The sequence below is a fragment of the Pseudomonas sp. PAMC 25886 genome, assembly GCF_000242655.1.
Taxonomy (GTDB): domain Bacteria; phylum Pseudomonadota; class Gammaproteobacteria; order Pseudomonadales; family Pseudomonadaceae; genus Aquipseudomonas.
The window spans coordinates 27,240-53,684 of record NZ_AHHC01000050.1 but is presented as its reverse complement, the minus strand read 5'-3'; the positions used below and the strand labels follow the sequence as shown (position 1 = coordinate 53,684).

The following is a 26,445-nucleotide window of genomic DNA, read 5'->3' as shown; positions in this document are numbered from 1 at the left end:
GTGAGATTATCCGGCCACTACCGTAGGGCGCTTTGCGTTCGGCTGCAATGACTTGGCGCAGGCCTTTCACACCGGTTCCAGGCGCCAGCCCGCAGGTTGCCATGTCAGGGTGTGGCTGGGGTGGAGTGCGGCGAGAAACTCGGCATCGTGGGACACCGCAACCATCGCCCCGGTAAACCCCTGCAATGCCTGCTCGAAGGCGATCACCGATTGCATGTCCAGATGGTTGGTCGGTTCGTCCAGCAGCAACAGTTGCACCGGGGTTTTGCGCCACAGGGCAATTGCCATCGCGGCCTTCAGTCGCTCGCCGCCGCTGAGCCGCGCCACGGGTTGTGTCACGCGCAAGGCGTCCAGTTGCAGCAAGGCCAGGCGTGCGCGCAGTTCACCCTCGGCCAGCGGGGTGTCCAGCAGGTTGAGCTGTTCGACGATCGAGCGCTGGTCGTCCAGCAGCGCCAGGTGCTGATCAATATAGGCCGTCGGTACATGCACCGTGCAGTCACCGCTGACCGGCCGTAACTGCCCCGCCAGCAATTTGAGCAACGTGGATTTGCCGCAACCGTTCGGCCCGTGGACGGCCACCCGCATCGGCCCCATAAGCTGGGCACTGAGGAAGGTGGTCGGCCGTTGCGGATCCAGCCAAGGCAGTTGCGTGTGCTCCAGGGTCAACACCTGCCGACCGCAAGGCACCGCCGTGCCGGGTAATGCCAGCAGGGTGGGCGTCTCATCCACCACCTGTTCGTAGGCTTTGCGCACCCGCTCATCCAGCGCGTCCTTGTGTTGCTGATGGGCACTGCGCACGGTGCTGACGATTTCGGTGGCGGCGCCTTTCCAGCGCGCTTTGGTGAAACGGTCCACGTTCGCGGTTTCGGCGTGCTTGCGGGAGCGGGCGGCATGGCGCTGGATGTCATCGTTGCTTTGCTTGAGGCGCTTGCGTTCGCGGCTGCGCACCAGGCGCGCATGTTCGAGGGTGGCCTGGGCGGCGTGTTGTTCGGTCTCACGCTGAGCCTGAAACGCCTCGTAGTTACCGCCGTAGACCTGGGTGCCCAAGGGCGACAGCTCAATGATTCGCCGCATGCGGTTGAGCAATTGCCGGTCGTGGCTGACCACGATCAAGCCGCCACGCCACTCGCCCAGTATGCCCAGCAGCCATTCGCGGCCTTGGCTGTCCAGGTGATTGGTGGGTTCATCGAGAATCAGCAGTTGAGGATTGGCCAGCAGGGCGCCGATCACCGCCAGGCGGGCCAGTTGGCCGCCACTCAACTGAGCGGCACGGTCCTCGAAACCGACGTCGGCCAGTCCCGCGGCGTCCAACGCCTGGCGCAGGCGCTCGGCGAGGTCCCAGCGATCATCGATCCGTTCCAGGTCGTCGGTGTGCGCTTCGCCCCGGGCCAACCGGTCCAGGGCGGCCAGTACGTCGGCGGTGCCGGTGGTTTGCGCGACGGTTTGCCCGGGAGAAAGGCTCAGGGTCTGTGGGACATAGGCCAGCCCGGCGCAGGTCTCAAGCGTACCGGAAGAGGGCGCCAGCCTGCCGGCAATCAATTGCGCGAGCACGCTTTTGCCCGCGCCATTACGCCCCACAATCCCGGTGGGCGTGCGATCGAAAGACAGGTTCAGGTCGTCCAGCAGGGTTTCGCCATTGGCGAACTGGAAATACACATGTTGCAGGGAAACAAGCACAGGCAGCCGTTTGACGTCAGTCATCAGCACCTCCAAAACAATGTGGCACAAGCCAACAAGCGCGCCAGGCGGCTCGTTGCGTTTACATGTTGGAAGGCTTAGTGGTTCACGTCAGCGGTCATCCCGGGATCAGAAAGGACGGGCAGGTTAACCCGGTTTGGATTTTTTCTACAAGCGCTCGGCCAGTTGCTCCAGAAACATTGCCAGCCCCACTTCCTCGGCTTTCAGGCCTTTGCGCACCCGTGGCTTGGGCAGTTTTGCCAGCTCGCCAAGGCTGAAATGCTCCAGCACGGCCGGGTGGATATAGCACTTGCGGCACACCGCCGGGGTATTGCCCAACTGCTTGGCGACGTTCTTGACCATTTCCACCACGTGCTTTTTGGCATCGGATTCCGGCTGCCATTCAAGCTCGCGCAACACCGCCAACGCCAGGGCGCTGCCGGCCCAGGTGCGGTAGTCCTTGGCGGTAAAGTCCGCGCCGGTAAGGGTGTGCAGGTAGGCATTCACGTCGGTGGAGCTGACCGTGTGGCGCTCGCCGTTCTCGTCCAGGTACTGGAACAGGTTCTGCCCTGGCAGCTCCAGGCAGCGTTTGATCACTGTGGCCAGCCGCCGGTCCTTGACGGTGATCTGGTGTTCGATGCCGCTCTTGCCGCGAAACTGGAACAGGATCTCGCTGCCCTTGATGTCCACATGGCGCGTGCGCAGGGTGGTCAGGCCGTAGGAACGGTTGTCCCGGGCGTATTGGGTATTGCCGACGCGGATCAGCGTGGCATCGAGCAACAGCACCACCGTGGCCAGCACCTTCTCCCGATTGAAGCCGGGCGCGGCGATCTGCGCTTCCAATTGCTTGCGCAACTTGGGCAGGGCGCTGCCGAACTGTTGCAGTCGGGAGTATTTGTCGGTGTCGCGCACTTCGCGCCAGCGCGGGTGATAGCGGTATTGCTTGCGCCCTCGGGCATCGCGCCCAGTGGCTTGCAGATGGCCGCGCGGGTCGGCGCAGATCCACACATCGGTGTAGGCCGGCGGCACCGCGAGGGCGTTGATGCGCTTGATTTCGTCGGCGTCACTGATGCGTGTGCCATCGGCCTTGAAGTACTGGAATTTGCCCCGCAGCTTTTTCCGGGAAATGCCGGGCTGGGTGTCGTCGACGTAATGCAGGTCGCGGGGCAGGTCGGCAAGCAACGCGGGATCGGGCATGGCGCAAATTCCTTGGCAGGTATTTCTGATTGACCGCAGGTTTTTGCGGTCGTGCCAATGGATTCAGGCCAGTACCGCCACCGCCTTGATCTGCGCCCATAACGTCTGGCCCGGATGCAGTTGCAACTGGTCTTGTGAGTACCGGGTGATGCGCGCCAGCAGTGGTGTACCGGCCGCGTCGAGGCTCACCAGCACGTGGGCGGCGTTGTCTGCAGGAATCTCCTGGGTCACGGTCACCGGCAGGCGATTGAGGATGCTGCTGTGTTCCTCGGCCTGCAGGCTCAGGCTGACGTCCCGGGCCTGGATCTTGAAACGCAGCTGTTTGCCCAGCGCCAGCGGTGCATGGGCCACGCGCATCTGCAATTGGCTGGCGGGCAGTTGCAGGGTCAGTAATTGGTAGTGCTCATCGTAGGCGCAGACGGTGCCGTTGATCACCACGCCGGCGTCGTCACCCAGGGCCATGGGCAGGTCCAGCCGGGCCAGGGTTTCGCCAATGGGGCCGCTGGCCAGGGCCTTGCCGTCGCTGAGCAACACGATGTGATCGGCCAGGCGCGCCACTTCGTCCTGGGCATGGCTGACGTACAGCACCGGAATTTCCAGTTCGTCGTGCAGGCGTTCGAGGTACGGCAGGATTTCGCTTTTGCGTTTGCTGTCCAGCGCCGCCAAGGGTTCGTCCATCAGCAGCAGGCTCGGGCTGGTAAGCAGCGCGCGGGCGATGCCGATGCGCTGGCGTTCGCCGCCGGAAAGGTGCTGCGGATGGCGGTCCAGCAGGTGGCCGATGCCCAACAGTTCGGTGGCGTGGCTCATCTCCACGCGTCGTTGTTGGCGCGGGATGCGCTTGAGGCCGAACTCAAGATTGGCCAGCACCGACAAATGCGGGAACAGGCTGGCTTCCTGAAACACGTAGCCCAGGGCGCGCTTGTGCGGTGGCACGAACAGGCCTTTACGGCTGTCTTGCCAGACTTCGTCGTTGATTTGCACGAAGCCTTCTTCGGCCCGCTCCAACCCGGCAATGCAGCGCAGGCAGGTGGTCTTGCCGGAGCCGGAGTGGCCGTACAACGCCGTCACCCCGCGGCCGGGCAGTTGCAGGTCGACGTCCAGGGCAAACCCGGAGTACTTCAGTTGCAGGCGCACCTCGATCATCGACATCAGCTCCAGCCCGCTTTGGTTTTACGGCTGGAGTAGAGCGCCAGCAACACCAGGAAAGAAAACACCACCATGGAGCCGGCCAGCCAATGGGCCTGCGCGTATTCCATGGCTTCGACATGGTCGTAGATCTGCACCGAGACCACCCGGGTCTTGTTCGGAATATTGCCGCCGATCATCAGCACCACCCCGAACTCGCCGACGGTGTGGGCAAAACCGAGAATCGACGCGGTGATAAACCCCGGGCGCGCCAGGGGCAAGATCACGCTGAAGAAGGTGTCCCAGGGATTGGCCCGCAAGGTCGCGGCCACTTCCAGTGGGCGAGTGCCGATGGCGGAGAACGCGTTTTGCAACGGCTGCACCACGAACGGCATGGAATAGATCACCGAGCCGATCACCAGCCCGGCAAAGCTGAACGTCAGGGTGCCCAGGCCCAGCCATTGGGTGAACTGGCCGAAGTAGCCGTTGGGCCCCATGGTCAACAGCAGGTAGAAGCCGATCACCGTGGGTGGCAACACCAGCGGCAAGGCCACCACCGCGCCAATGGGGCCGCGCCACCACGAACGGGTGCGCGACAGCCACAGGGCGATCGGAGTGCCTATGATCAGCAGGATGACCGTGGTCAGTGACGCCAGCTTCAGGGTCAGCCAGATCGCGGAAAAATCGGCACTCGACAGCGGCATTTACAGCTCGTAACCGTAGGACTTGATCACCGCGGCGGCTTTCGGACCTTTCAGGTATTCGACCAGAGCCTTGGCGGCTGCACTGTCCTTGCCTTTGGTGAGGATCACCGCATCTTGCTTGATCGGGTCATGCATCGAAGAGGGCACGATCCAGGCCGAACCGCTGGTGACTTTGCCGTCCTTGTAGATCTGCGACAGCGCGACAAAACCCAGCTCGGCGTTGCCGGTGGACACGAACTGATAGGCCTGGGTGATGTTCTGGCCTTCAACGATCTTGTCCTTGACCTTCTCGGTCAAGCCTTCCTTCGCCAGTACCTGGGTGGCGGCCAGGCCATACGGCGCGGCTTTCGGGTTGGCGATGGACAGGTGCTGGAATTCATTTTTCTTCAGCACTTCGCCTTTGGCATCTACGTAGCCTTCTTTGGCCGACCACAGCGCCAGGGTGCCGACTGCGTAGGTGAAGCGCGAACCCTTGACGGTGTCGCCTTCGGCTTCCAGCTTCTGCGGGGTGGTATCGTCCGCGCTGAGGAACACTTCAAACGGCGCGCCGTTCTTGATCTGGGTGTAGAACTGGCCGGTGGCGCCGTAGGCCGCGACCAGTTTATGGCCGGTGTCTTTTTCAAAGTCGGCGGCGATCGCCTGGATCGGTGCGGTGAAGTTGGCAGCCACGGCCACCTGTACTTCATCGGCATGCGCCGAGGAGAAGGCAAACGCAGCGATCAGGGTAGCGAGGGCCGTGGGGGCCAGGCGTGAGGCGCGAATCATCATCAAGAAGCTCCTTGGGGTTTGCGGCTTGTTATAGGCAGAGGGAGGCTACCGCTATGTATGGGAATATATAGCGGTTGGCCACTGCCGGTACAGTGCAAAGTTGTCCCGAGAGTTCAGGTTCAGCGTCGGCCGAGTTTTTCCAGGGTTTGCGCGGCCAGTTCCAGTGTCAGGTCATAGGTGGAGATGTCTTTGCCCAGGCGCAGTGCCTGGCCTGACCACAAGTTACTGAAGCCGGCTTCATCCTTGGCCTTGAGCGGCATCAACGCACCACCTGACAGCGGAAACGCCGGTGCCGTCGGGTTGATCGCGCCCAGTTCACGCATCACCCGGTTGACGATGCCCCGTGCCGGGCGCCCGGTGAACAGGTTAGTCAGCGCGGTTTCACTGGCCTGGGCGTTGCGCAAGGCGTGGTGGTGTGACTTCGACACCGTTGCTTCAGGGGTAAACAGGTACGCCGTGCCGATCTGCACCGCCGAGGCGCCGAGGGCAAAGGCGGCGACAATGCCCCGTGCATCACCGATGCCGCCGGCTGCGATCACCGGCACGCTCACCGCGTCGACGATCTGTGGCACCAGGGCCATGGTGCCAATCTGGGTATTGAGGTCGTCGCTGAGGAACATCCCGCGATGGCCGCCGGCTTCGGCGCCCATGGCAATGATTGCGTCGCAGCCGTGCTGCTCCAGCCAGATGGCTTCTTCAACGGTGGTGGCCGACGACAGTACTTTCGCGCCGGTGGCCTTGACCCGGTCCAGCAGGGATTTTTCCGGCAGGCCGAAGTGAAAACTCACGACTTCCGGACGGAACTCTTCCACCACTTCACACGCGGCATTGTTGAACGGTGCACGGTTGGAGACGGGCGTAGGCGCGTCAAAGTCGGCGCCCAGTTCGCGGTAGTAGGTTTCCAGCAGGTTCTTCCACTGAAGGTCGCGGTCAGCATCCGGCGCCGGTGGCTGATGGCAGAAGAAATTGACGTTGAGTGGCCGCGAACTGGCCTGGCGGATAACAGAGATCGCTTCGCGCAATTGCTCGATGCTCAGTGCTGCGGCGGGCATCGAGCCGAGAGCGCCGGCCTGGTTGACGGCAATCACCATCGCCGTGCTGGTGGCATTGGCCATGGGCCCCTGGATGATCGGTAACTCAATGCCCAGCAGGTCAAGAATTCGGGTGTCTGGCCAGGTGCTCATGGGACGCTTCTCCAACGGTGGAATGCTGTTCCGTCGTTTTAGCAGGGCCAGGCAGCACCAGGCCAGTCTGTATTATTCACTGGACGAATCCAGTGTTTCGTGCGCGGCCATCAGTCGATGGCGTGGCCCAATACCTCATGAATCCGCTGAGCAATATGCGCGGCGTGGGTTTCCAGGGCGAAGTGGCCGGTCTCGAGTAATTCCACCACCGCGTTGGCGTTGTCGCGGCTGTAGGCATGGGCGCCCGGCGGGATGAAGAACGGATCGTTCTGCCCCCAGATCACCAGCGCCGGCACTTGCGTGGCCTTGAAAAACGCCTGGAACGCCGGGTACAGCGTCAGGTTGTTGCGGTAGTCGAGGAACAGGTCCAGCTGGATCTCGTCATTGCCGGGACGCTGCATCAAAAGCACGTCGAGCATGTAGGACTCCGGTGCGACCAACTCCGGTTGCGGGACGCCATGCAGGTACTGATAGCGCGTGCCTTCCAGGCTGATGACGGCATTGCGTATCACCTCGCGATTGGCCTGGCTGGGTTCGGCCCAATAGGTACGGATCGGCGCCCAGGCGTCACCCAAGCCTTCCAGGTACGCGTTGCCGTTTTGCGACACCAGCGCGCTGACCCGTTCCGGGTGCGCCACCGCCAGGCGCAGGCCCACCGGCGCACCGTAGTCGAACACATAAAGCGCGTAGCGGCTGAGCTGCAGGGCGTCGACGAAATGGCCGACGGTGAACGCCAGGTTGTCGAAACTGTAGTGGTAATTGCGTTCGGTGGGGACTTCGGTGAAGCCGAAACCAGGCAGGTCTGGCGCGATGACCCGGTAGCGGGTGGCAAGCAGCGGGATCAGGTCGCGGTACATATGGGACGAACTGGGGAAACCATGCAGCAGCAACATCACGGGGGCGGACGGGTCGCCGGCTTCGCGGTAGAAGATGCGCACGCCATCGGCATCAACGTGCTGGTAGCGAACCACTGGGGTTGAAATCGACATGATCGGAGTCCTCTTTGTAACTGGATAAGATTGTTTGTCGGGTTACTGGTTTTTAGGCTGCGCCCGAAAGAGTAACCTGTCAAATTAATTTAAGAGGTTACTTTTATGTTGGCTTGGTAACTATCCAAAAGCCCAGTCAGCGGTTACGATGACCCGGACTTGAAGAGGACTCGCCATGACCGCCATCACCCCATCCCCGTTGGAACCCTACGTTCTGGCCGACCATCCGGTGCTGGACATGCTCAATACCCGGGCGAATGTCGACGGCGTGCCATTTGAATTCTGGCAAGGCGATGGCGATGTCGAGCGCTGGCTGGTGCGGCTGGGCTGGTGCGATGTGGGCACGGTGCCGGTGTTCGAGGAGGGCGCGCTGCTGGGCGCGGCGCGGGGCTTGCGGGAGGTGATCCGGCAGTTGCTCGAACAGCGCAAGGCCGGCGAGCAGGGCGACCCTGGCGCACTCAATGCATTTTTGCGCAAGGCGGTCAGTCACCCGCAGCTGGCTTGGCCGGCACCTGGCGAGTTGCGCCTGGAGCGACAGCGCAAACAGCAAACCGCCGAGCAGTTCCTGGCACCCATTGCCGAAGCCGCTGCGACGTTGCTGGTGGAAGGGGATTTCGGGTTGATCCGCACCTGTGAGCATCCCGAGTGCGTGCTGTGGTTTTACGACCGTACCAAGGGGCACAAGCGCCGCTGGTGCAGCATGGCGCTGTGTGGCAACCGGCATAAGGTGGCGGAGTTTCGCAAACGTAAACTCCACTAACCGTCTTCAGGATTCTGCCGGGCTTTCGCGCTCCAGCAGTTGGCGTTTGCGTTCAACGCCCCAGCGATAGCCCGACAGGTTACCGTCGGCGCGCACGACACGGTGGCAGGGAATCGCCACGGCCAGGCTGTTGGCGCCACACGCTTGAGCCACGGCGCGATAGGCAGTTGGGGCGCCGATGCGCTGGGCGATCTCGGCGTAGCTGGCGGTGCAACCCACCGGGATTTCCCGCAAGGCCTGCCAGACCCGTTCCTGAAACGCGGTGCCACGCAAATCCAGGGGCAAATCCAGGCCCAGGGCCGGCGCTTCGATGAAGCCCACCACCTGGGCGATCAATTGTTCGAAGTCGTGATCGGCGCCCAATAGATTGGCACGGGGAAACTGGTCCTGAAGGTCGCGCACCAGTTTGTCCGGGTCATCTCCCAGCAGGATCGCGCATACGCCACGATTGCTCTGCGCCACCAGGATCGCGCCCAATGAGCATTCGCCGACGGCAAAACGGATGTCTGTGTTGGTGCCGCCGGCTTTGTAGTCGCCAGGCTTCATGCCGAGCAATTGGTCGGCAGCTTCGTAAAAGCGGCTGTTGGAATTGAAGCCCGCGTCGTACAGCGCGTCGGTTACCGAGTGTTGGTCCTTGAGCCCGTCACGCACCTTGCGCGAGCGATGGGCGCTGGCGTACCGCTTGGGCGTCAGGCCGGTCACCGCTTTGAACACCCGATGAAAATGGAACGGGCTCAAGCCGGCGAGGGCGGCCAAGGCTTCAAGGGACGGCAAGGTTTCGGCTTGCTCGATGTGTCGGCAGGCGCCTGCCACCAGTTGCGCATGGCGTGCGGCGACTTGGGTCTGGTCCCCCGAATAGCGTTTGTTGGGTCGGTAGCCCGCGGCTTCGGCCTGTTGCGGGGTGTCGAAGAATTCGACGTTCTCCGGGCGCGGCCGCCGTGCGGAGCTGCTGGGGCGGCAGTACACGCCGGTGGTTTTCACACCGTAGACGAAGGTCAAGTCAGCCTTGGCGTCGCGGGCGACGATGGCGGCCCAGCGTGGATCTTGTTCGGTGGCGTGGCGCGCGGTCATGGTGATGACTCCTGGTTGAGGAATGCCAGGTTAGTCCCGTGCGGCATTCCCATCACTCCGATGCTTGCGGTCAAATTCATCCGGCGGTTCGAAATGTCAGGTTGATACGCTGCGGCCCCATCACCGGATGAGTGCCGGGCTTGATCGGCATCACGCCATGAAAGCGCAGGCGGTCCACGCCGCCCCACACCACCACATCGCCATGGAACAGCGAGACCTTTTGTGGCTTGTCGCTCCGTTCATGGCCGCCGAACAGAAAGATCGCCGGCAAACCCAGGGACACCGAGACCACCGGGGCTGCGTAGTTGCGCTCGTTTTTGTCCTGATGCAGGGACATTTTGGCCCCCGGCACGTAGCGGTTGATCAGGCAGGCATCCGGCTCGAAATCAGCGAAACCCGCATCTGCTGCGACCGTGATCGCCAGTTGGCGCAGTGCCTCGGGCAGTGCTGGCCAGGGTTGTCCGCTGTTGGGGTCAACCGGGGAGTAGCGATAGCCCGTGGGATCGGTTGTCCAGCCCAACTCCCCACAACTGCTCAACGCCGCCGACATGGTAAAACCGCCCGGCGTGACCATTTGCCGGAACGGCGACTGGGCCAATATGCGCCGCAGTTCCGGCAGCAAACGCTCGACCCAGGGCAGGGCGTAGCCCTTGAGCACGCAGGACTGCTCGCCGATTTGCTCGCGCCCCGCGGGTTGCCGCAAGGCCTCGTCGGCAAACAGATCGAGGGTGGGGCCGGGATTGCTCTTACTGCGCATCGTGAAAAATCACTCCCAAGGTATGGCGCATGCCACTGTGCAGAACACTGACCCCATGGCGCAAGGTGACCCGATGAAAGCCCCTCACACTGGGCACGGGTCGCTGATTGACCGCGAAGACCACCGCGTCGCCCTTGTTCAGCGGTACGACATGGGCACGGGATTGCATTCTTGGCTGCTGTTCGGTCAGTACCAGTTCGCCGCCCTGGAAATCCTCTCCCGGCTGCGACAACAGGATGGCCACTTGTAAGGGGAATACATGTTCGCCGTACAGATCCTGGTGCAGGCAGTTGTAGTCACCGGGGCCATATTGCAGCAATAACGGCGTAGGGCGTTGCTGCCCGGCGGCGTGGCAGCGGGCGATGAAGTCGGCATGGTGCGCCGGGTAGGTGATCGGCAGGTTCATCCGTTCGTTCCAGCGATTAGCCTGGGGCGCCAGGTACCCATATAGCTGTTCACGCAGCTCGCTGATCGGCGAGGGCAACGGGTAGCGGAAGTATTTGTACTCGCCACGGCCAAAGCCGTGCCTGGCCATCAGCACCTGGGAGCGAAACAGGTCCTGTCGGGGATAATGGCTGCTGAGTGCTGCGCATTCACAGTGCTCCAGCAGGCCCGGAATCAGCGCGTTACCCTGTTGATCGAGGTCTCGCTCGATCGCGTCCCAGTTCAGGTTGGCCAGGCGTTCTTGCAGTGGAGTAGGAGGCATCGACGAGTTCCTGTGGCAGCGGGTAAAGGCTGCCAGTCTAGGAAGTCGTCAGCGGCGTGACACTCCGATGCTTGCGCTCGAATTACAGGGCCTTGCTCACATTGATATCGGTGATTTCATCGCTGGCGTCGTGGATTTTCGCCAGGGCTTCCTTGGCTTCTTCGAGGCTGCCGGCCTGCAATTGGGCGAATTCGAAGCGGCGCTCACCGTTGAGTTTGTACTTGATCACATATTTGGTGGTAGTCACGGGCATTCCTGTCAGCTCAGTTTCGAATGGGTGCGGCGCACGATGCGGATCTTGTGGGACAAGGTCGGCTTCTTGGTCACGCTGATGGCACGGCGGGTTACGACGTCCAGGGTAATGTTCCAGAACCCGGTGCTCGGAGCGGTGATTTTTGCAGGGAACTTGTCAAATGCGCCGCCGTGGTAGGTATGGCGGCCACCGTTCTTGAAGCTGCGAAAGTTCGCGTCGCTCATCAGGCGGATGTTGCAGGTTTGCGAGCATTCAATGACGACGATATCTCCTTCATTAAGGTGTTCGCGCTGGTGGATGAATTTCATTGGGTGTCTCCAGAAGGGCTTTTTCTGAAAAATCAGAACGATACGTAGGTTAAGATGGAGTTTATCAGCCCCAGCACGTTTATTATCGGACCGTCGTCGACGACTTCGACAATTTAAAACAGTTATTTACCGAGTTATCAGGGATAAATCCAACGTGGGCGGGAGAAAAATACCTTCCTCGCTGTCGTAGGGTCTTTATCGGAGGTTTTTTATATGAAGTGGAGTGTGTTGGTTCTGGCCCTGGCGTTGGGTGGATGTGCTTCGGTGGCGGATATCAAGCAGACCCCACCGACGCTGGCAGTGATCTCGGGCAAAAAGCCGCAGGAATACGCGGCGTGTGTGGTTCAGAAATTGTCCAAAACCCGCAGGCCGTCCCAGATCGAGCCCCACAAGGAGGGTGTTCAAGTGATTGTGCCGCAGAAATTCTCTGCTGATCCGTCGGCTATCTTCGAAATCGAAGAGCGTTCCAGCGGCAGCAGCATCAAGCTCTACGAGAGCATGTCCAATGTGCCGATTCGCCCGGGTGACGTGAAGGCGGCCGGCGAGGCTTGCATTTCCGGTTAATCCGGTAGGTCACCCACTTTCGAATCCGATCAAGAAGCCCGACCTGCCATCGCAGTGTCGGGTTTTTTGTGCGCGATATTCAGCGCCTGGTTTTCCACTCGCCATTGGGTGTTGTGACAGTCCGATCATTACCCTACCATTTGTAGGCTTATACCTGATTCGCCTAAGCATATAACTATAAAAATGGAGTCGTGATGATGTCTCTGGAACGAGTTCTGATGGGTAGCGCGTTGTTGCTGATAGTGGGCAGCGCCCATGCGCTAGAGGGAAAAAACGTGTTTACACAGGGCGGTTCCCAGCCGGGAGCGGCGCCCTGTGTGGCTTGCCACGGGGCTGATGGCCTGGGGCTGGCGGCGGCGGGTTTTCCGCGCTTGGCCGGTTTGCCTGCGGGTTATTTGCGCAAGCAACTGCAGGATTTCAAAAGCGGCGCGCGTAACAGTCCCGTGATGCAACCACTGGCCAGCGCACTGACGGAAGAAGAAATCAACGCCGTGACCGAGGAGCTGGCGGCAATGCCCGCGCCGGCGCCTGTCCCGGTGCACCGCAGCGATATGCCAACTGACGCTGCGCAAAAGATTGCCATGCAAGGCGCGTGGGAGCGCCAGATCCCGGCGTGCGTCAGTTGCCATGGCCCGGCCGGCGTGGGTGTCGGCGAGGCGTTTCCACCCTTGGCCGGGCAATCGGCAGCCTACCTGGCAGCGCAGTTGAACGCCTGGCGCAGCGGTACACGCCATAACGATCCGAACGATCTGATGGGGCATGTCGCCAAATCCCTCAGCGCTGAAGAAGTGCAGGCGGTGGCCACTTATTTCGCGTCGCTGAGCGGCCAGGAGGCCAAGCCATGAAGCGTTTCTTGTGTGCGCCGTTGCTGGGAACCCTGATCAGTGTGCCGGCCCATGCGGCCACCATCGCCATGGAGGACCAGTCACAGTTGCAGCCTGCTGCTCATCCTGCGGCCCAGCAGTTCCAGCCGCCGAAAGAGAGTGAGTTGCCGGACAACGCCTACGGCAAGCTGGTTAAACAGGGTTACGCGCTGTTTGTCGACACCAAGCGCCTGGCGCCGCAGTTTGTCGGCAATGGCCTCAATTGCAGCAACTGCCATCTGGACCAGGGACGCCTGGCCAACTCCGCGCCGCTGTGGGGTGCCTATCCGATGTACCCGGCGTATCGAAAAAAGAACGACAAGGTCAACACCTTCGCCGAGCGCCTGCAGGGTTGCTTCCAGTTCAGCATGAATGGCGGCACGCCACCGGCAGCAGACAGCCCGGAGATTACTGCGTTGTCGGTGTATGCCTACTGGTTGGCGAGCAAGGCTCCCTTGGGCGTCGAACTGCCGGGGCGTGGCTACCCGGACGTGCCGGCCCCCGACAAGGGGTATGACCTGGCCCAGGGCGCTGAAGTCTATAAGGGCCAATGTGCCGTTTGTCATGGTGCTGAAGGCCAGGGCCAGAAAGTCGGCGACAGCTACGTGATGCCGCCACTCTGGGGTAAAGACTCCTACAATTGGGGCGCGGGGATGCACCGGATCAATACGGCGGCGTCCTTCATCAAGCACAACATGCCCCTGGGCAAGGGCGGCAGCCTGACCGACCAACAGGCCTGGGACGTGGCGGCCTACGTCAATCGCCACGAGCGGCCTCAGGACCCGCGCCTGGTGGAAGGCTCCGTGGAGAAAACCCGGGTGAAGTTTCACGCCAATGATGGCATCAATCTTTACGGGCAGACGGTCGATGGCGTGCTGATTGGCCAAGGCATCCGTTAAACTGTCGATCACCCATAAAAAATGCCGCTGAATCAGCGGCATTGTCTTTTCGGATATTCAGTCATGAAGCGTGAGCAAGTCAGAGAGCGACATGCAGGGGGTCATATTTCTGCGACCCATGTGATTCAAAATCCTGCGGATACAGGCGAGTGGATCGTATTCTTCAAGAAGAGCGGCGGTCGCAGCTATTTCCTGGTAGATGACCAAGATGAAGTCGAATCCTTCTCTCGCCTGGACGACTTGATCGAGACCATTCGCGGCCTGGGCATCAAGTTCGCCGAAATTCACATGTAATTACTTACAGACCACGGTCACGCTGCGGGTTTTGTAGTTGCCGACATCCTTGCCCAGGGTCTTGTCGCTTTCTTTCAGGGCTGGCGTACCTTCAGTGCCGACAATCCGGTAACCGGTGCCCGCGCAGGACGCGTCCGCCTTTTCATAGCAACTGGCCCAGGAGTTGGCTTCGCCGGAGCAGTCGATAGCCAGTCCTTGTTCGCCGTTTTTCAGGACGGTGTCGGAGGTGGTGGTGCAACCACCCGTAAGCGCCAGTACCGCAATCAGTGCCAGAATCTTGTTCATGTAGGAGTCGTCATCAGGGTGTTGGAAGGGAGCGCTGACACTGTCTTGTGGTGAGGGGGCTTGCCCCCCGTTGGGCTGCGAAGCAGCCCCTGAAACAGGCCTTACTTGGTCTTGGGACGTTTGCTCGACGCGTGGCCTGCTTCATCCACAAACACTTCGGCCACCGCAATGGCTTGGGCTTCGCTCGCGAATGCCCCGGCAACGCTGTCGCCGTGGAAGTTGATCAAGTGCCAGCCGTCCGCTCGCTTGGTGATCAGGTAGCCGTTCACGCCTTTTGGTTCTGACATCTATCAATCTCGTTGTTTGGTTCAGGCTGCAATGATAGCGCCAAACGGCGTGGGGCGGCGCAAGTTGTTGCAGGTCAGTGCCGATCGCGATAAAGCGTGCTAAAAAGGTTGAAGCCCTTTGAATGACGGGCGCAAGCCGACGATTTTTAACAGCGACGAAGGCACTTGATTGAATGCCGGCGGAACTTACGCCGACATTTTTTCTCTATGTTGACATCGCAACGCCAGCAGGACCCATTGTAAGGTGACTGCGGCCTGATTAGACTGCGCCGAATTTCGTACGCACAGCCCTTTGTAAGGACTCATATGATCAAGAAATGCTTGTTCCCAGCAGCCGGTTACGGCACTCGCTTCCTGCCAGCGACCAAGGCCATGCCCAAAGAGATGCTGCCGGTGGTGAACAAGCCACTGATCCAGTACGGCGTTGAAGAGGCACTGGATGCCGGCCTGAACGAAATCTCGATCGTGACCGGCCGTGGCAAACGCGCCCTGGAAGACCACTTCGACATCAGCTACGAGCTGGAAAACCAGATCAAGGGCACCGACAAGGAAAAATACCTGGTCGGCATCCGTAAACTGCTCGACGAGTGCTCGTTCTCCTACACCCGTCAGACCCAAATGAAAGGCCTGGGCCACGCGATCCTGACCGGTCGCCCGCTGATCGGTGACGAACCGTTCGCCGTGGTACTGGCGGATGACCTTTGCGTAAACCTGGAAGGCGACGGCGTGCTGACCCAGATGGTCAAGCTGTACCAGAAGTACCGTTGCACCATCGTCGCGGTTCAAGAGGTTGACCCTCAGGAAACCAACAAGTACGGCGTGATTGCCGGCGACGATATCGGTGATGGCCTGATCCGCGTACGCGACATGGTTGAAAAACCGGCGCCGGAAGATGCCCCATCGAACCTGGCGATCATCGGCCGCTACATCCTGACCCCGGACATCTTCAAGCTGATCGAAGAGACCGAGCCAGGCAAGGGTGGTGAGATCCAGATCACCGACGCCCTGTTGAAGCAGGCAAAAGACGGTTGCGTGATTGCCTACAAGTTCAAAGGTCGTCGTTTTGACTGCGGTGGCGCTGAAGGCTACATCGAAGCAACCAACTTCTGCTACGAGCACTTCTACAAGACTGGCAAGGCTTACTGATTCACGGTTGCCTGCTTGATCTGGGAAAGCCACCTTCGGGTGGCTTTTTCGTTTTTCGGCCCCATGTAAGCAGGTATGCTGTTGTCCTGCCGAGGAGAGTGAAATGGCCTACGATTTTGACCTTTATGTAATTGGTGCCGGTTCCGGCGGTGTGCGCGCTGCACGATTCGCTGCAGGTTTTGGCGCCAAGGTGGCGGTAGCGGAAAGCCGTTACCTGGGCGGTACCTGCGTGAATGTGGGCTGCGTGCCGAAGAAACTGCTGGTGTACGGCGCACATTTCGCCGAAGACTTCGAGCAAGCCAGCGGTTTTGGCTGGTCCCTGGGTGAAGCCAACTTCGACTGGGCGACCCTGATTGCCAACAAGGATCGCGAGATCAACCGCCTCAATGGCATCTACCGCAACCTGCTGGTCAACAGCGGCGTGACCCTGCACGAAGGACATGCGCGACTGGTGGATCCGCACCAGGTGGAAATCAACGGCGAGCGCTTCACCGCCAAACACATTCTGGTAGCCACCGGCGGCTGGCCGCAGATCCCGGAAATCCCGGGGCGCGAGCACGCCATTGGCTCCAATGAGGCGTTCTTCCTCAAAGAGCTGCCCAAGCGTGTGCTGGTGGTCGGCGGGGGGTATATCGCCGTCGAGTTCGCCGGGATTTTCCACGGCCTGGGCGCACAGACCTCGCTGCTGTATCGCGGCGACCTGTTCTTGCGCGGTTTTGACGGCTCGGTACGCACACACTTGAAGGAAGAACTGACCAAGCGCGGCCTGGACCTGCAATTCAATGCTGACATCGAGCGTATCGACAAGCAGGCCGACGGCAGCCTCAAGGCCACCTTGAAAGACGGTCGCGTGCTGGAAACCGATTGCGTGTTCTACGCCACCGGCCGGCGCCCGATGCTCGATAACCTGGGGCTCGAGAACACCGGCGTCAAGTTGGACAAGCGTGGTTTTGTCGAAGTGGACGACCTGTACCAGACCGCTGAGCCGTCGATCCTGGCGATTGGCGATGTGATCGGTCGTGTGCAACTCACGCCGGTGGCGCTGGCTGAAGGTATGGCCGTGGCGCGTCGATTGTTCAAGCCTGAGCAGTATCGCCCGGTGGATTACGCGATGATCCCGACCGCGGTGTTCAGCCTGCCGAACATTGGCACCGTGGGCCTCAGCGAAGAGCAGGCGCGTGAGGACGGCCACAAAGTGCAGGTTTTCGAAAGCCGCTTCCGGCCGATGAAGCTGACCCTGACCGAGTGCCAGGAAAAGACCCTGATGAAGCTGGTGGTGGACGCCGAGACTGACAAGGTCCTGGGCTGCCACATGGTCGGCCCTGACGCTGGCGAGATCGTGCAGGGCCTGGCGATCGCACTCAAGGCGGGCGCGACCAAGCAGCATTTCGACGAAACCATCGGCGTGCACCCCACGGCGGCGGAAGAATTCGTCACCATGCGCACGCCGGTGGCGCAGTAATCAGCCCTCGGTAGTTGCCTCTGGCACCGTCGCAATGACGGCTGCCAGGCGCAGCGCCTCGATGCTGGCCTGGGCTTTGACCAGGTCCAGCTCCAGGGTCTTGTTGACCTGCTGGTGTTCGGCCAGCGCTTCCTGGCGTGCCTGATTCTCCAACTGTGCAACCCGCAAGCGTTCCTGCAACAGGGTGCGCTCGCTGTCGATCACATTCACCTGTTCGCTCAACTGGCGCTGCTGTTCGCGGTCCTGGCGGGCCTGTTCCTGCAAGGCACTCAGCTCTTTCACCGTCACCCGATGCTCAATCAGCAGGCGCTCGTTATCGCGGTGCAGTTGGGTGATCTCATCCTGGCGCACCATCGCGCTCTGCTGGGCCTGGCGCAGCTCTGCCTGTACCTGCTGCAACTGTCCTTCATGGCGGCGCTGTTCCTGCTCGCGCTGATCCTTGATCGCGTTGCGGTAATGCTCAAGGGCATCCCGGGCATGCAGGTGCTTCTCTTCCAGTGAGCGAATCTGCTCGTCTTTATCGTTGATCCGCAGCTCGTAATCGCTGCACGCCTGGCTCAGCCCGGCGTTGCGGGTTTGCTCGGTTTGCAGGCTGGAGCGGGTGCTTTGCAGGGCCGCGCTTTCATCGGCCAGGGCGGCTGCCTGGATATCGAACTGTTGCTTGAGTTGGCTGTGGTCGGCTTCCAGCGCTTCGGCCTGGGCGAGCAGGGCGGCTTTCTGTTGCTGGAACTGCGCCAGGGCCAGGTCGATAGGCTCCTGCGCCTTCTCCTTGAGGCGCTGGGCCAGGCGTGCCACCAGTTCGCCCAACTCGTCGTCGATGGGCGCTTCAGTGATGGTTTGGCGGGTTTCGCTTTCGTCCAGCTCCTTCAAATAGCGATGAATCGTGGTTTTCGAGCCGGTATTGCCCATCTCGATGCGTACGGCATCGATGCTTGGGTTTTCGCCGCGGGCGAGGATCGCCAGGCGTGCCGTTTGAACTACTGCTTTATTGATGCCGCCGCGAGCCATGGAGTCTCCGTCGATTTGGTACTGTGGTACGTAGTATGTATTTACGTACTATATCACGATTATATTTAAGCTTAAATTGTTGATTTAACAGATGGGATATTGGCGTATTATCCCGTGTGATAAGGGTTTTGAAGTGGATGTCGCCCAATGGCAGTACAGGTATGAGTGAACTGGACCGTTATCTGAATGCGGCCACTCGGGATAACACCCGCCGCAGCTATCGGGCGGCGATCGAGCATTTCGAGGTGAATTGGGGTGGGTTTCTGCCGGCCACCAGCGACAGCGTGGCGCGCTATCTGGTGGCGCATGCGGGCGTGCTGTCGGTCAACACGCTGAAGTTGCGCTTGTCGGCGCTGGCTCAGTGGCACACCAGCCAGGGTTTTCCCGATCCGACCAAGGCGCCGGTGGTGCGCAAAGTCCTGAAAGGCATCCGGGCCGTGCACCCGGCCCAGGAAAAGCAGGCTGAGCCTTTGCAGCTCCAGCACCTGGAACAGGTGATTGATTTCCTTGAGCGGGAAGGCAGCGACGCCCGAAGCGCCGAAGATCATCCGCGCTGGCTTCGGGCCAAGCGTGACGCGGCGTTGATCCTGCTGGGGTTCTGGCGCGGCTTTCGTAGCGACGAGTTATGCCGGTTGACTATCGAGCACGTGCAGGCGGTGCCAGGCTCGGGCATCACCCTGTATTTGCCACGCAGTAAGAGTGATCGGGAAAATATCGGCCGCACCTACCAGACACCGGCGTTGTTACGCCTGTGTCCAGTCCAGGCCTATAGCGAGTGGCTCAGTGCTTCGGCGCTGGTGCGCGGCCCGGTGTTTCGCGGCATTGACCGCTGGGGCAACCTGGGCGAGGAGGGCCTGCACCCCAACAGCGTGATCCCGCTGTTGCGCCAGGCCCTGGAGCGCGCCGGCATTGCGGCCGATCAATACACCAGCCATTCCTTGCGCCGGGGCTTTGCCACCTGGGCCCATCGCAGCGGTTGGGACTTGAAGTCGCTGATGACTTACGTCGGCTGGAAAGACATGAAATCCGCCATGCGCTATGTTGAAGCGACACCCTTTCTCGGCATGACCCGCGCATCCCTCGAGTGATTGAAGGTTTCTTCTATTAATACAGTCCCTTGATAGCGAAAACCAATCGTCAGCATGAGGTTTGCCAATGAGCCATCGGCCAGGAGAGTGGGTAGGATTCACCTCATCAACTTACTAAGCCCTTCTACAAACCCTGACGGAGAGTCAACGATGCCTATCATCAACAGCCAAGTAAAACCGTTCAAAGCTACCGCCTACAAAAACGGCAACTTCGTAGACGTGACTGATGCTGACCTGAAAGGCAAATGGTCTGTCGTCTTCTTCTACCCAGCCGACTTCACCTTCGTCTGCCCAACCGAACTGGAAGACCTGGCTGACAACTACGCCGAATTCCAGAAACTGGGCGTCGAAATCTACAGCGTTTCCACCGACACCCACTTTGCTCACGCTGCCTGGCACAACACTTCGCCAGCCATCGGCAAAATTCAGTACACCATGATCGGCGACCCGACCCTGACCATCTCCCGCAACTTCGACGTACTGATCGAAGAAGCTGGCCTGGCAGACCGTGGCACCTTCGTGATCAACCCTGAAGGCCAGATCAAAATCGTTGAACTGAACGATGGCGGCGTAGGCCGTGACGCTTCCGAGCTGCTGCGCAAAATCAAGGCCGCTCAGTACGTTGCTGCTCACCCGGGCGAAGTGTGCCCAGCCAAGTGGAAAGAAGGCGAGGCCACCCTGGCTCCGTCCCTGGACCTGGTCGGCAAGATCTAAGTCTGTGAAATGCCAAGGGCGGGTTACCGCACCTCAGTAAGCTGCATCCGCCCTCAAAACGCCCGGGCGAGATTCGCTCGGGCGTTTTTTTGTCTGCAATAAACCGAATTAATAGGAAATCGCCCGTATGTTGGACGCCAATCTTAAAGCTCAGTTGAAGTCATACCTGGAACGGGTCACCCAGCCGATCGAGATCGTCGCCTCCCTCGACGACGGTGCGAAATCCCAGGAAATGCTTGCCCTCTTGCAGGACGTAACCAGCCTCACCACGCTGATTACCCTGAAAACCGATGGCAATGATGCGCGCAAGCCATCGTTCTCCATCAACCGCCCGGGTGCCGATATCAGCCTGCGTTTCGCCGGCATCCCCATGGGCCACGAATTCACCTCCCTGGTGTTGGCGCTGCTGCAAGTCGGCGGCCACCCCTCGAAGGCCAGTGTCGAAGTGATTGAACAGATCCGCGCCCTTAAAGGCGAGTTCAGCTTCGAGACTTACTTCTCGCTGTCGTGCCAGAACTGCCCGGACGTGGTCCAGGCGTTGAACCTGATGGCAGTGTTGAACCCGAATATCCGCCACGTCGCCATCGACGGTGCGTTGTTCCAGGCCGAGGTCGATGATCGTCAGATCATGGCGGTGCCGAGCGTGTACCTGAACGGTGTGAACTTCGGCCAGGGCCGTATGGGCCTGGAAGAAATCCTCGCCAAGCTCGACACCAGCGGCATCGAAAAGGCCGCCGAGAAAATCAGCGCCAAAGATGCGTTCGACGTACTTGTCGTCGGCGGCGGCCCAGCGGGCTCGGCAGCCGCCATCTACGCTGCACGTAAAGGCATCCGCACCGGTGTTGCGGCTGAGCGCTTCGGCGGGCAGGTACTGGACACCATGTCGATCGAGAACTTTATCTCGGTACAGGAAACCGAAGGGCCGAAACTGGCCAGCGCCCTGGAAGCCCACGTGCGTCAGTACGACGTGGACATCATGAACCTGCAGCGCGCCACTGCGCTGGTCCCGGCGAAGAACTCGGGTGAACTGCACGAAATCCGTTTTGAAAGCGGTGCGACCCTCAAGTCCAAGACCGTGATCCTGGCCACCGGTGCCCGCTGGCGCGAAATGGGTGTACCGGGCGAGCAGGAATACAAAGCCAAGGGCGTGTGCTTCTGCCCGCACTGCGATGGCCCGTTGTTCAAGGGCAAGCGTGTCGCGGTGATCGGCGGCGGTAACTCCGGCGTTGAAGCGGCCATCGACCTGGCCGGCATCGTCAGCCACGTGACCTTGCTTGAGTTTGACAGCAAGCTGCGCGCCGACGCCGTGTTGCAGCGCAAGCTGTACAGCCTGCCGAACGTTGACGTAATCACCAGCGCGCTGACCAGTGAGGTCAAGGGCGATGGCCAGAAAGTTACCGGCCTGGCCTACAAGGATCGCGACAGCGGTGAGTTCAAGACGATTGACCTGGAAGGCATCTTTGTACAGATCGGTTTGCTGCCCAACACCGACTGGCTCAAAGGCACTGTGGAACTGACTCCACGTGGCGAGATCATCGTCGATGCACGTGGCGAGACGTCACTGCCCGGTGTTTTTGCCGCCGGTGACGTAACGACTGTGCCGTACAAGCAGATCGTGATCGCAGTAGGCGAGGGCGCCAAGGCTTCCCTGAGTGCTTTCGACCACCTGATCCGCACTTCCGCCCCGGCGTAAATTCTGGCCCGGAAATGAAAAACCCCATGAGTGATCATGGGGTTTTTTATTGCCTGCCAAATCTTACAGCGGTGTTGGCTGAATGATCTCAACCCAGTACGCGTCCGGGTCTTTCACGAAGGCCAGGCTTTTCATGCGGCCATCACTCAGGCGCTTCTGGAAGTCGCAACCCAGCTCTTCAAAGCGTGCGCAGGCCGCGACGATGTCCGGTACCGAGATGCAGATATGGCCAAAGCCACGCGGGTCGGTGTTGCCGTTGTGATAGGCAAAGTCTGCGTCGTTTTCGGTGCCGTGGTTGTGGGTCAGTTCCAGGATGCCTGGAATCGACTTCATCCACTGGGTGCGCTCGGCGGCGTCGGCCGGGATCTGGGCCTTGTCGACCAGGGCCAGGAAGTACAGGCTGAATTCGGCTTCCGGGAAGTCACGTTTTTCAACCAGGGAAAAACCCAGGACGCGGGTGTAGAAATCCAGCGACTTGGTGATGTCCTTGACCCGCAGCATGGTGTGGTTGAACACGAAGTTCGAGGTGGCGGTGTCAGGTTGGGCGGTGACGCCCGGGAATGTGTTCAGTTCGTGCAGGCTCATGGGCCCTCCAGAGAAGAATGGGGCAAACGTGGCTCCGGTTGGAGCATCCCTTGGCTTGCGGCTGGCATCCTTGCAGCCGGTCCATGATACGCATCCATGCCTGCTGCGCCAAATGAAAAAGGTCACGCAGCCCTTGCGAGCAGCGGGTGCGGGGGGCCAAACTTTGTCGCTTGAACCTTGAGTGTTTTTCGCAATGATCGGATTTCGCGCACCGCTGTTAACGACCCTGGGCCTGTTGTTGGGCAGCACCGCCGCATCGGCGGCTGACCCGGAAATTCATTGGCCCAGCGGCTGGCAGGTGGAGGAGGTGGTGCCCGACGATCAGGCGCCGGCTCAGCCTTCCACAGTGTCGCGCCAGCGTGCAATAAAGAATGATGAAAATGGTGCGACGTTAATGGTCATGGAGTTGACGGGCACCCCGATCGAAGTGGGGCATACGGTCAACCTGCAAGGTGTGCTGCTGGAAATGCGCAAATCCATCCAGAAGGACTTTGCCCAGGGTGGTTATCAAAGTGTGTGCACCAAGATGCACCCCACAACATTGAGCCGGCTTGAAGCATTGGAAACTACCTGTGTCATCACCGAGAACGGTCGGCACGTGCTGTCGCAAACGTTGGTCGGGGCGGTTGATACCGATAAGGCCTATGTTTTTTCATACGCAGGCCAGGCCGAAGCTTACGAGTCCAGCAAGGATGAAGTCAGTTCGGTGCGCGACAGCCTTAAACTTTGAGTGCTGTAGGCAAGGCAGAAAATATTCGAATTGAACAAAGTGAAATGTTTTTTAAAGTTCGTTTTTGAAAATGCCACGGTACTATTTTGTTTCAATATTGCTGCCCGAAAACAAGAAAGCCCTGCATGTGCAGGGCTTTTCTTAGTGCGTTTGTACTAGCCGCAAGGCATTAGCCGCGAAGCCAGGAATCTACAGTGGCTGCGCCGTACTGTTCTTTCCATGCCTTCAGGCCGCGGTGATTGCCGCCCTTGGTTTCGATCAGTTCGCCAGTGTGCGGGTTGTGGTAAACCTTGACCACACGTGCGCGGCGCTGTTTTGGTGCGGCGGCGACGGAAGCGCCGGACTTGCTCGGGTTAGGATCCAGGATGGAGATGATGTCGCGCAGGCTTTTGCCGTAGGTTTTCATCAGCCCTTGCAGCTTTTCTTCGAATTCGATTTCTTTCTTCAAACCAGCATCGTTCTTCAGGGATTCCAGCTGGGCAAGCTGCTCTTGAAGGGCTTTTTCTGCTGCGCGAAATTCGGCGAGTCTGGACAAAATCTATACTCCAATAGTGTATTTGGCTGATATCTACTGCAAACAAAGCGATAAGCCAAGAGCCTTAAGGCGACTCAATGAAAGTGGCCCTCCTGCCAATTCAGCACAGGCAGGAAAAATTGTAGTAGTTAATCAGCCATGAGTAAATCATGTCTTTTGTATAATTAACAATATTTCCATTGAAGTGGCTGGCTATTCAATGGCCGTTCAGGAATCTAATGAACTCGTCGCAAGGAACAGGCTTGCCAAACAGGTAACCTTGCAAGAAATCCACGCCTTGAGCGGCGAGATAATCGCATTGTTCTTGTGTTTCGACGCCCTCTGCCACGATGCCCAGGTCGAGCTTGGCGGACAGTTCAATGATGCTGTCGAGTATATGCCGCGAGAGTGCATCAACACCGATCATCGCTACAAAGCTTTGATCTATCTTCAAGTAATCGACATTGAAGTTGCGCAAATAACCCAGGCTGGAATGGCCGGTGCCGAAGTCGTCGATCGCGATCATTACCCCCATTTCATGCAGCGCCTGGAACAACTGGCGGGTGATGTCGGTGGGCTCGATCAACTCGCGCTCGGTCAATTCAAGTACCAGGATCACCTTGCCCGGCGGGAAGGCGGCGAGGAATTCGCGGCAGTCCTCCACCAGCTCCAGGTCGTGACAATGGCGGGCGGTGATGTTGATACCTACATGAAAGTTGTCAGCAAATTGCGCGGCGTGGGGCGCCAGTTGTGCGGCGGTCCGGCGCATCAGGGCGCGGGTCATTGGCACGATCAGGCCGGAATGTTCGGCCAGGGGGATGAACAGGTCAGGGCGCACCAGGCCTTCCTTCGGGTGATTCCAACGCATCAGCACTTCGCAGCCGGCCCACTGGCGAATGTTGTCGCCACGCACCACGGGCTGATAATACGGAATGAATTCATTGGCGCCCAAGGCCCGCTGCAGTTCATGGGTCGGTGCTGACGAGCGTTTTTGCAGCCAGTGCGCGAGCAGGCCCGCCAGTACGCCAAAAAACACTACCAGGACGAACAGCGCCGGAAACCGGTCTTTCATGTAGCGCCATGTTTCGCCTTCCGGCATCCCGACTTCCACGCTGTAGGTATACCGCTTGGAATCGAGATGATGCTGGGCCACGGCAAAGGTCGGCAGCGCCGTGTTGTGAACCTTGCCATCTGCCGACAGCCAGTTGGGCCCGACCTGCAGCACCAGGTCGGCAAAACGGCTGATCAGGCGCAGGGCGTTGGTCAGGTGGTAGCCATCGATAGACGCAAACGCGCCCCGGTCACCTTCGGTGAGGCGATACACCAGCAAGGCGGTGTCGGGCGTGACCGGGTTGCCTTTCATCAGCCAGAGGCGGCCATCGACGTAGTCTTCAGGGTTGACCGGCGATTGGTAGTTGCCGCCAAACAATGAGCTGCAATAAATGTTTCTCTGCCAGGACAAAGTCGTGGCGCGCACGAAGGGGCGGCGGGTGACTTGTTCGCGCAGTGCCAGTTGTGTCGGGTTATCACATTCATGCCCAGCCATCGGCAACAGGTCCTGGGCGGCGAGGGCGGTGTTGTCGAGCATCAAGTCGAACTGGCGCACGGCCTCCTGTGCCGTCTGTGCAGTGCTGTACTCCAGGGTGCGCCCGGCTTGCCAATACAGGATAAACACACCCAGTAAAATCGGCAGCGCGCCACTGAGCAGGGTGATCAGGTGGCGAGTGGAGGCTTTTCGTGGGCCTTTGACGGTCAGTGGCATTAGTGCGGCCTGTAACGGGAGGGGGCGATAAGACGCTCAAATGCGGTCGGGACAACCACGGCGGCCTTCCAACAAAGCGTATTGGTATTGGCCATGATAGATGGCGCCACGCGAGCGCGCATGTTCAATCAAGCGGCAAGCGTGTGGCCAGTTCAATAAATGCCAGGGTCGCTGGCGACGACTGTCGCCGATCCAGTACCGCCAGCCCCACCTGACGCTTGACGACGGGCTTGAGGGGCTTGATCAGGTAAGCGGCGTCCGTGGACTCAGGCAGCGACAACTCGGCGACGATGGTCACGCCATCGCCCCGGCGTACGGTGTCCAGGGTGCTGAGCAACTGCGAACAGCGGTAACGCACGTCCGGCTGTAGCCCGGCACCGACGAACAGCCTTGAGACCAGTTCGGACGAGCCGGCCTGGGTCAGGATAAAGGGTTCGCCGCACAGGGCCTTGAGGCTGACACTTGGCAGCGCGCCAAGGGGGTGGCCTGACGGCAGCAGCGCGACCAACTGGTCCTCGATTAACGGGAACGTATCGAAGCGCTCTTCGGGCAGCACCACGAACGCCACGTCGACGCGCCGCTCTTCCAGCCACTGCATTACCTGCCGATCCGGGCCTTCATCCACATGTACCTCAATGCCCGGATGCAATTGGCGAAAGTGCTGCAGAATCCTGGGTAACAATCGAATCGACGAAGTGGGCCCGAACGACCCGATGCGCAACGTCCCGCGCTTCATGCCGCGGGCGTCGGCGGCTTCCTGTTGCAGTGTGTTGGCCAGCCCGAGCATGGCCCGGGCGCGCAACAGCAGTTGTTGGCCGATATCACTGAGTTCGACCTGGGATTGATGGCGGCGAATCAACTCGACCCCCAACTCCTGCTCCAGGGATTTGATCGCGTGGGACACCGCCGACTGGCTGATGCCCAGGCGATTGGCAGCGCTGGTGAAACCTTGCAGCTCGGCCACCAGGGAGAATATTTCCAGTTGGGTAAGGGTCATGAGTATTTACTCATTTTACGATGACAAGGGATTAGCCAAACAATAAGCCAATCCT

At 60.0% G+C, this 26,445-nt stretch carries 30 protein-coding genes; 11 read left to right on the top strand and 19 right to left on the bottom strand.

What is annotated here, in order from left to right:
- Positions 1–66 precede the first annotated feature (66 nt).
- The 7 genes from MUM_RS0115720 to MUM_RS0115690 all read right to left on the bottom strand — a co-directional run bounded on the left by MUM_RS0115720 (position 67) and on the right by MUM_RS0115690 (position 7,644).
- Complete coding sequence (locus MUM_RS0115720; protein WP_010171425.1) at positions 67–1,701, bottom strand: ABC-F family ATP-binding cassette domain-containing protein; 1,635 nt, start codon at positions 1,699–1,701, stop codon at positions 67–69.
- Between the two features lie 144 nt (positions 1,702–1,845).
- Positions 1,846–2,874, bottom strand: coding sequence for a DNA topoisomerase IB (locus MUM_RS0115715; RefSeq protein WP_010171423.1), 1,029 nt, complete (start codon positions 2,872–2,874; stop codon positions 1,846–1,848).
- A 63-nt stretch (positions 2,875–2,937) separates the two neighbouring features.
- Positions 2,938–4,017 carry a molybdenum ABC transporter ATP-binding protein gene (gene modC / locus MUM_RS0115710; protein WP_029615926.1) on the bottom strand — a complete coding sequence of 360 codons (1,080 nt, stop codon included), beginning with the start codon at positions 4,015–4,017 and terminating at the stop codon, positions 2,938–2,940.
- Positions 4,018–4,022: 5 nt separating this feature from the next.
- Positions 4,023–4,703, bottom strand: a complete 681-nt coding sequence (modB, locus tag MUM_RS0115705) for a molybdate ABC transporter permease subunit (RefSeq protein ID WP_010171419.1) — start codon at positions 4,701–4,703, stop codon at positions 4,023–4,025.
- Complete coding sequence (gene modA, locus MUM_RS0115700; RefSeq protein WP_010171417.1) at positions 4,704–5,471, bottom strand: molybdate ABC transporter substrate-binding protein; 768 nt, start codon at positions 5,469–5,471, stop codon at positions 4,704–4,706.
- A 119-nt stretch (positions 5,472–5,590) separates the two neighbouring features.
- On the bottom strand, positions 5,591–6,655 hold the full coding sequence (locus MUM_RS0115695; RefSeq protein ID WP_010171415.1) for an NAD(P)H-dependent flavin oxidoreductase: 1,065 nt from the start codon (positions 6,653–6,655) through the stop codon (positions 5,591–5,593).
- A 110-nt stretch (positions 6,656–6,765) separates the two neighbouring features.
- Positions 6,766–7,644, bottom strand: coding sequence for an alpha/beta fold hydrolase (locus MUM_RS0115690; protein ID WP_010171413.1), 879 nt, complete (start codon positions 7,642–7,644; stop codon positions 6,766–6,768).
- 175 nt (positions 7,645–7,819) lie between these two features.
- On the opposite strand from MUM_RS0115690, the gene MUM_RS0115685 reads away from it, so the two are divergent.
- Positions 7,820–8,404 (top strand): CGNR zinc finger domain-containing protein, encoded by a 585-nt coding sequence (locus tag MUM_RS0115685; RefSeq protein WP_010171411.1) that lies wholly within the window; start codon positions 7,820–7,822, stop codon positions 8,402–8,404.
- Positions 8,405–8,410: 6 nt separating this feature from the next.
- On the opposite strand, the gene ada is transcribed toward MUM_RS0115685, so the two are convergent.
- The 5 genes from ada to MUM_RS0115660 all read right to left on the bottom strand — a co-directional run bounded on the left by ada (position 8,411) and on the right by MUM_RS0115660 (position 11,499).
- Complete coding sequence (ada, locus tag MUM_RS0115680) at positions 8,411–9,475, bottom strand: bifunctional DNA-binding transcriptional regulator/O6-methylguanine-DNA methyltransferase Ada (protein ID WP_010171409.1); 1,065 nt, start codon at positions 9,473–9,475, stop codon at positions 8,411–8,413.
- Positions 9,476–9,551: 76 nt separating this feature from the next.
- Positions 9,552–10,232, bottom strand: coding sequence for a DNA oxidative demethylase AlkB (gene alkB, locus MUM_RS0115675; RefSeq protein WP_010171407.1), 681 nt, complete (start codon positions 10,230–10,232; stop codon positions 9,552–9,554).
- Positions 10,222–10,938 carry a 2OG-Fe(II) oxygenase gene (locus tag MUM_RS0115670; RefSeq protein ID WP_010171405.1) on the bottom strand — a complete coding sequence of 239 codons (717 nt, stop codon included), beginning with the start codon at positions 10,936–10,938 and terminating at the stop codon, positions 10,222–10,224. The genes alkB and MUM_RS0115670 overlap by 11 nt, the downstream gene beginning before the upstream one ends.
- A gap of 82 nt (positions 10,939–11,020) precedes the next feature.
- Positions 11,021–11,185 (bottom strand): hypothetical protein, encoded by a 165-nt coding sequence (locus tag MUM_RS1000000134595; RefSeq protein WP_169385834.1) that lies wholly within the window; start codon positions 11,183–11,185, stop codon positions 11,021–11,023.
- 11 nt (positions 11,186–11,196) lie between these two features.
- The gene (locus MUM_RS0115660; RefSeq protein WP_010171402.1) at positions 11,197–11,499 is read right to left on the bottom strand and encodes a DUF1883 domain-containing protein; all 303 of its coding nucleotides are present in this window, start codon (positions 11,497–11,499) and stop codon (positions 11,197–11,199) included.
- A gap of 213 nt (positions 11,500–11,712) precedes the next feature.
- On the opposite strand from MUM_RS0115660, the gene MUM_RS0115655 reads away from it, so the two are divergent.
- The 4 genes from MUM_RS0115655 to MUM_RS0115640 all read left to right on the top strand — a co-directional run bounded on the left by MUM_RS0115655 (position 11,713) and on the right by MUM_RS0115640 (position 14,119).
- The gene (locus tag MUM_RS0115655) at positions 11,713–12,063 is read left to right on the top strand and encodes a hypothetical protein (RefSeq protein ID WP_010171399.1); all 351 of its coding nucleotides are present in this window, start codon (positions 11,713–11,715) and stop codon (positions 12,061–12,063) included.
- 194 nt (positions 12,064–12,257) lie between these two features.
- The gene (locus tag MUM_RS0115650; RefSeq protein ID WP_029615925.1) at positions 12,258–12,908 is read left to right on the top strand and encodes a c-type cytochrome; all 651 of its coding nucleotides are present in this window, start codon (positions 12,258–12,260) and stop codon (positions 12,906–12,908) included.
- Positions 12,905–13,825, top strand: coding sequence for a c-type cytochrome (locus tag MUM_RS0115645; RefSeq protein WP_010171396.1), 921 nt, complete (start codon positions 12,905–12,907; stop codon positions 13,823–13,825). Before MUM_RS0115650 ends, MUM_RS0115645 begins: the two co-directional genes overlap by 4 nt.
- Positions 13,826–13,888: 63 nt before the next feature.
- A complete protein-coding gene (locus MUM_RS0115640; protein WP_010171395.1) occupies positions 13,889–14,119 on the top strand; it encodes a hypothetical protein in 231 nt (76 codons plus the stop codon).
- On the opposite strand, the gene MUM_RS0115635 is transcribed toward MUM_RS0115640, so the two are convergent.
- Both MUM_RS0115635 and MUM_RS0115630 read right to left on the bottom strand, forming a co-directional pair.
- Positions 14,120–14,404 (bottom strand): hypothetical protein, encoded by a 285-nt coding sequence (locus MUM_RS0115635; RefSeq protein WP_003212581.1) that lies wholly within the window; start codon positions 14,402–14,404, stop codon positions 14,120–14,122. It lies immediately after the preceding gene.
- A gap of 101 nt (positions 14,405–14,505) precedes the next feature.
- A complete protein-coding gene (locus MUM_RS0115630) occupies positions 14,506–14,691 on the bottom strand; it encodes a hypothetical protein (protein WP_010171394.1) in 186 nt (61 codons plus the stop codon).
- A 306-nt stretch (positions 14,692–14,997) separates the two neighbouring features.
- On the opposite strand from MUM_RS0115630, the gene galU reads away from it, so the two are divergent.
- Together galU and gorA are read left to right on the top strand one after the other, a co-directional pair.
- A complete protein-coding gene (gene galU / locus MUM_RS0115625; protein WP_003212579.1) occupies positions 14,998–15,837 on the top strand; it encodes a UTP--glucose-1-phosphate uridylyltransferase GalU in 840 nt (279 codons plus the stop codon).
- 103 nt (positions 15,838–15,940) lie between these two features.
- Positions 15,941–17,299 carry a glutathione-disulfide reductase gene (gorA, locus tag MUM_RS0115620; protein ID WP_010171393.1) on the top strand — a complete coding sequence of 453 codons (1,359 nt, stop codon included), beginning with the start codon at positions 15,941–15,943 and terminating at the stop codon, positions 17,297–17,299.
- Here the strand turns inward: gorA and MUM_RS0115615 are convergent, their stop codons facing one another.
- A complete protein-coding gene (locus tag MUM_RS0115615) occupies positions 17,300–18,307 on the bottom strand; it encodes a DNA-binding protein (RefSeq protein ID WP_010171392.1) in 1,008 nt (335 codons plus the stop codon).
- 161 nt (positions 18,308–18,468) lie between these two features.
- Between MUM_RS0115615 and MUM_RS0115610 the strand changes: the two genes are divergently transcribed.
- The 3 genes from MUM_RS0115610 (at position 18,469) to ahpF (ending at position 21,802) form a co-directional block, all read left to right on the top strand.
- Positions 18,469–19,395, top strand: a complete 927-nt coding sequence (locus MUM_RS0115610; RefSeq protein ID WP_010171391.1) for a site-specific integrase — start codon at positions 18,469–18,471, stop codon at positions 19,393–19,395.
- 150 nt (positions 19,396–19,545) lie between these two features.
- Entirely contained in the window at positions 19,546–20,109 is a 564-nt protein-coding gene (gene ahpC, locus MUM_RS0115605) for an alkyl hydroperoxide reductase subunit C (protein WP_003173835.1), read from the top strand.
- Between the two features lie 127 nt (positions 20,110–20,236).
- Positions 20,237–21,802, top strand: a complete 1,566-nt coding sequence (ahpF, locus tag MUM_RS0115600) for an alkyl hydroperoxide reductase subunit F (RefSeq protein ID WP_010171389.1) — start codon at positions 20,237–20,239, stop codon at positions 21,800–21,802.
- A gap of 63 nt (positions 21,803–21,865) precedes the next feature.
- On the opposite strand, the gene gloA is transcribed toward ahpF, so the two are convergent.
- Positions 21,866–22,387: a lactoylglutathione lyase gene (gene gloA / locus MUM_RS0115595; protein ID WP_010171387.1), complete on the bottom strand. Its 522-nt coding sequence runs from the start codon at positions 22,385–22,387 to the stop codon at positions 21,866–21,868.
- A 193-nt stretch (positions 22,388–22,580) separates the two neighbouring features.
- Here gloA and MUM_RS0115590 point away from each other — a divergent pair, with 193 nt between their 5' ends.
- Positions 22,581–23,117, top strand: coding sequence for a DUF4946 domain-containing protein (locus MUM_RS0115590; RefSeq protein WP_010171385.1), 537 nt, complete (start codon positions 22,581–22,583; stop codon positions 23,115–23,117).
- A gap of 169 nt (positions 23,118–23,286) precedes the next feature.
- On the opposite strand, the gene MUM_RS0115585 is transcribed toward MUM_RS0115590, so the two are convergent.
- The 3 genes from MUM_RS0115585 to MUM_RS0115575 form a co-directional block, all read right to left on the bottom strand.
- Entirely contained in the window at positions 23,287–23,652 is a 366-nt protein-coding gene (locus tag MUM_RS0115585) for a histone-like nucleoid-structuring protein, MvaT/MvaU family (protein ID WP_010171383.1), read from the bottom strand.
- 196 nt (positions 23,653–23,848) lie between these two features.
- Positions 23,849–25,393, bottom strand: a complete 1,545-nt coding sequence (locus MUM_RS0115580) for an EAL domain-containing protein (RefSeq protein ID WP_010171381.1) — start codon at positions 25,391–25,393, stop codon at positions 23,849–23,851.
- A 124-nt stretch (positions 25,394–25,517) separates the two neighbouring features.
- Entirely contained in the window at positions 25,518–26,390 is an 873-nt protein-coding gene (locus MUM_RS0115575; protein WP_010171380.1) for a LysR family transcriptional regulator, read from the bottom strand.
- Positions 26,391–26,445 lie beyond the last annotated feature (55 nt).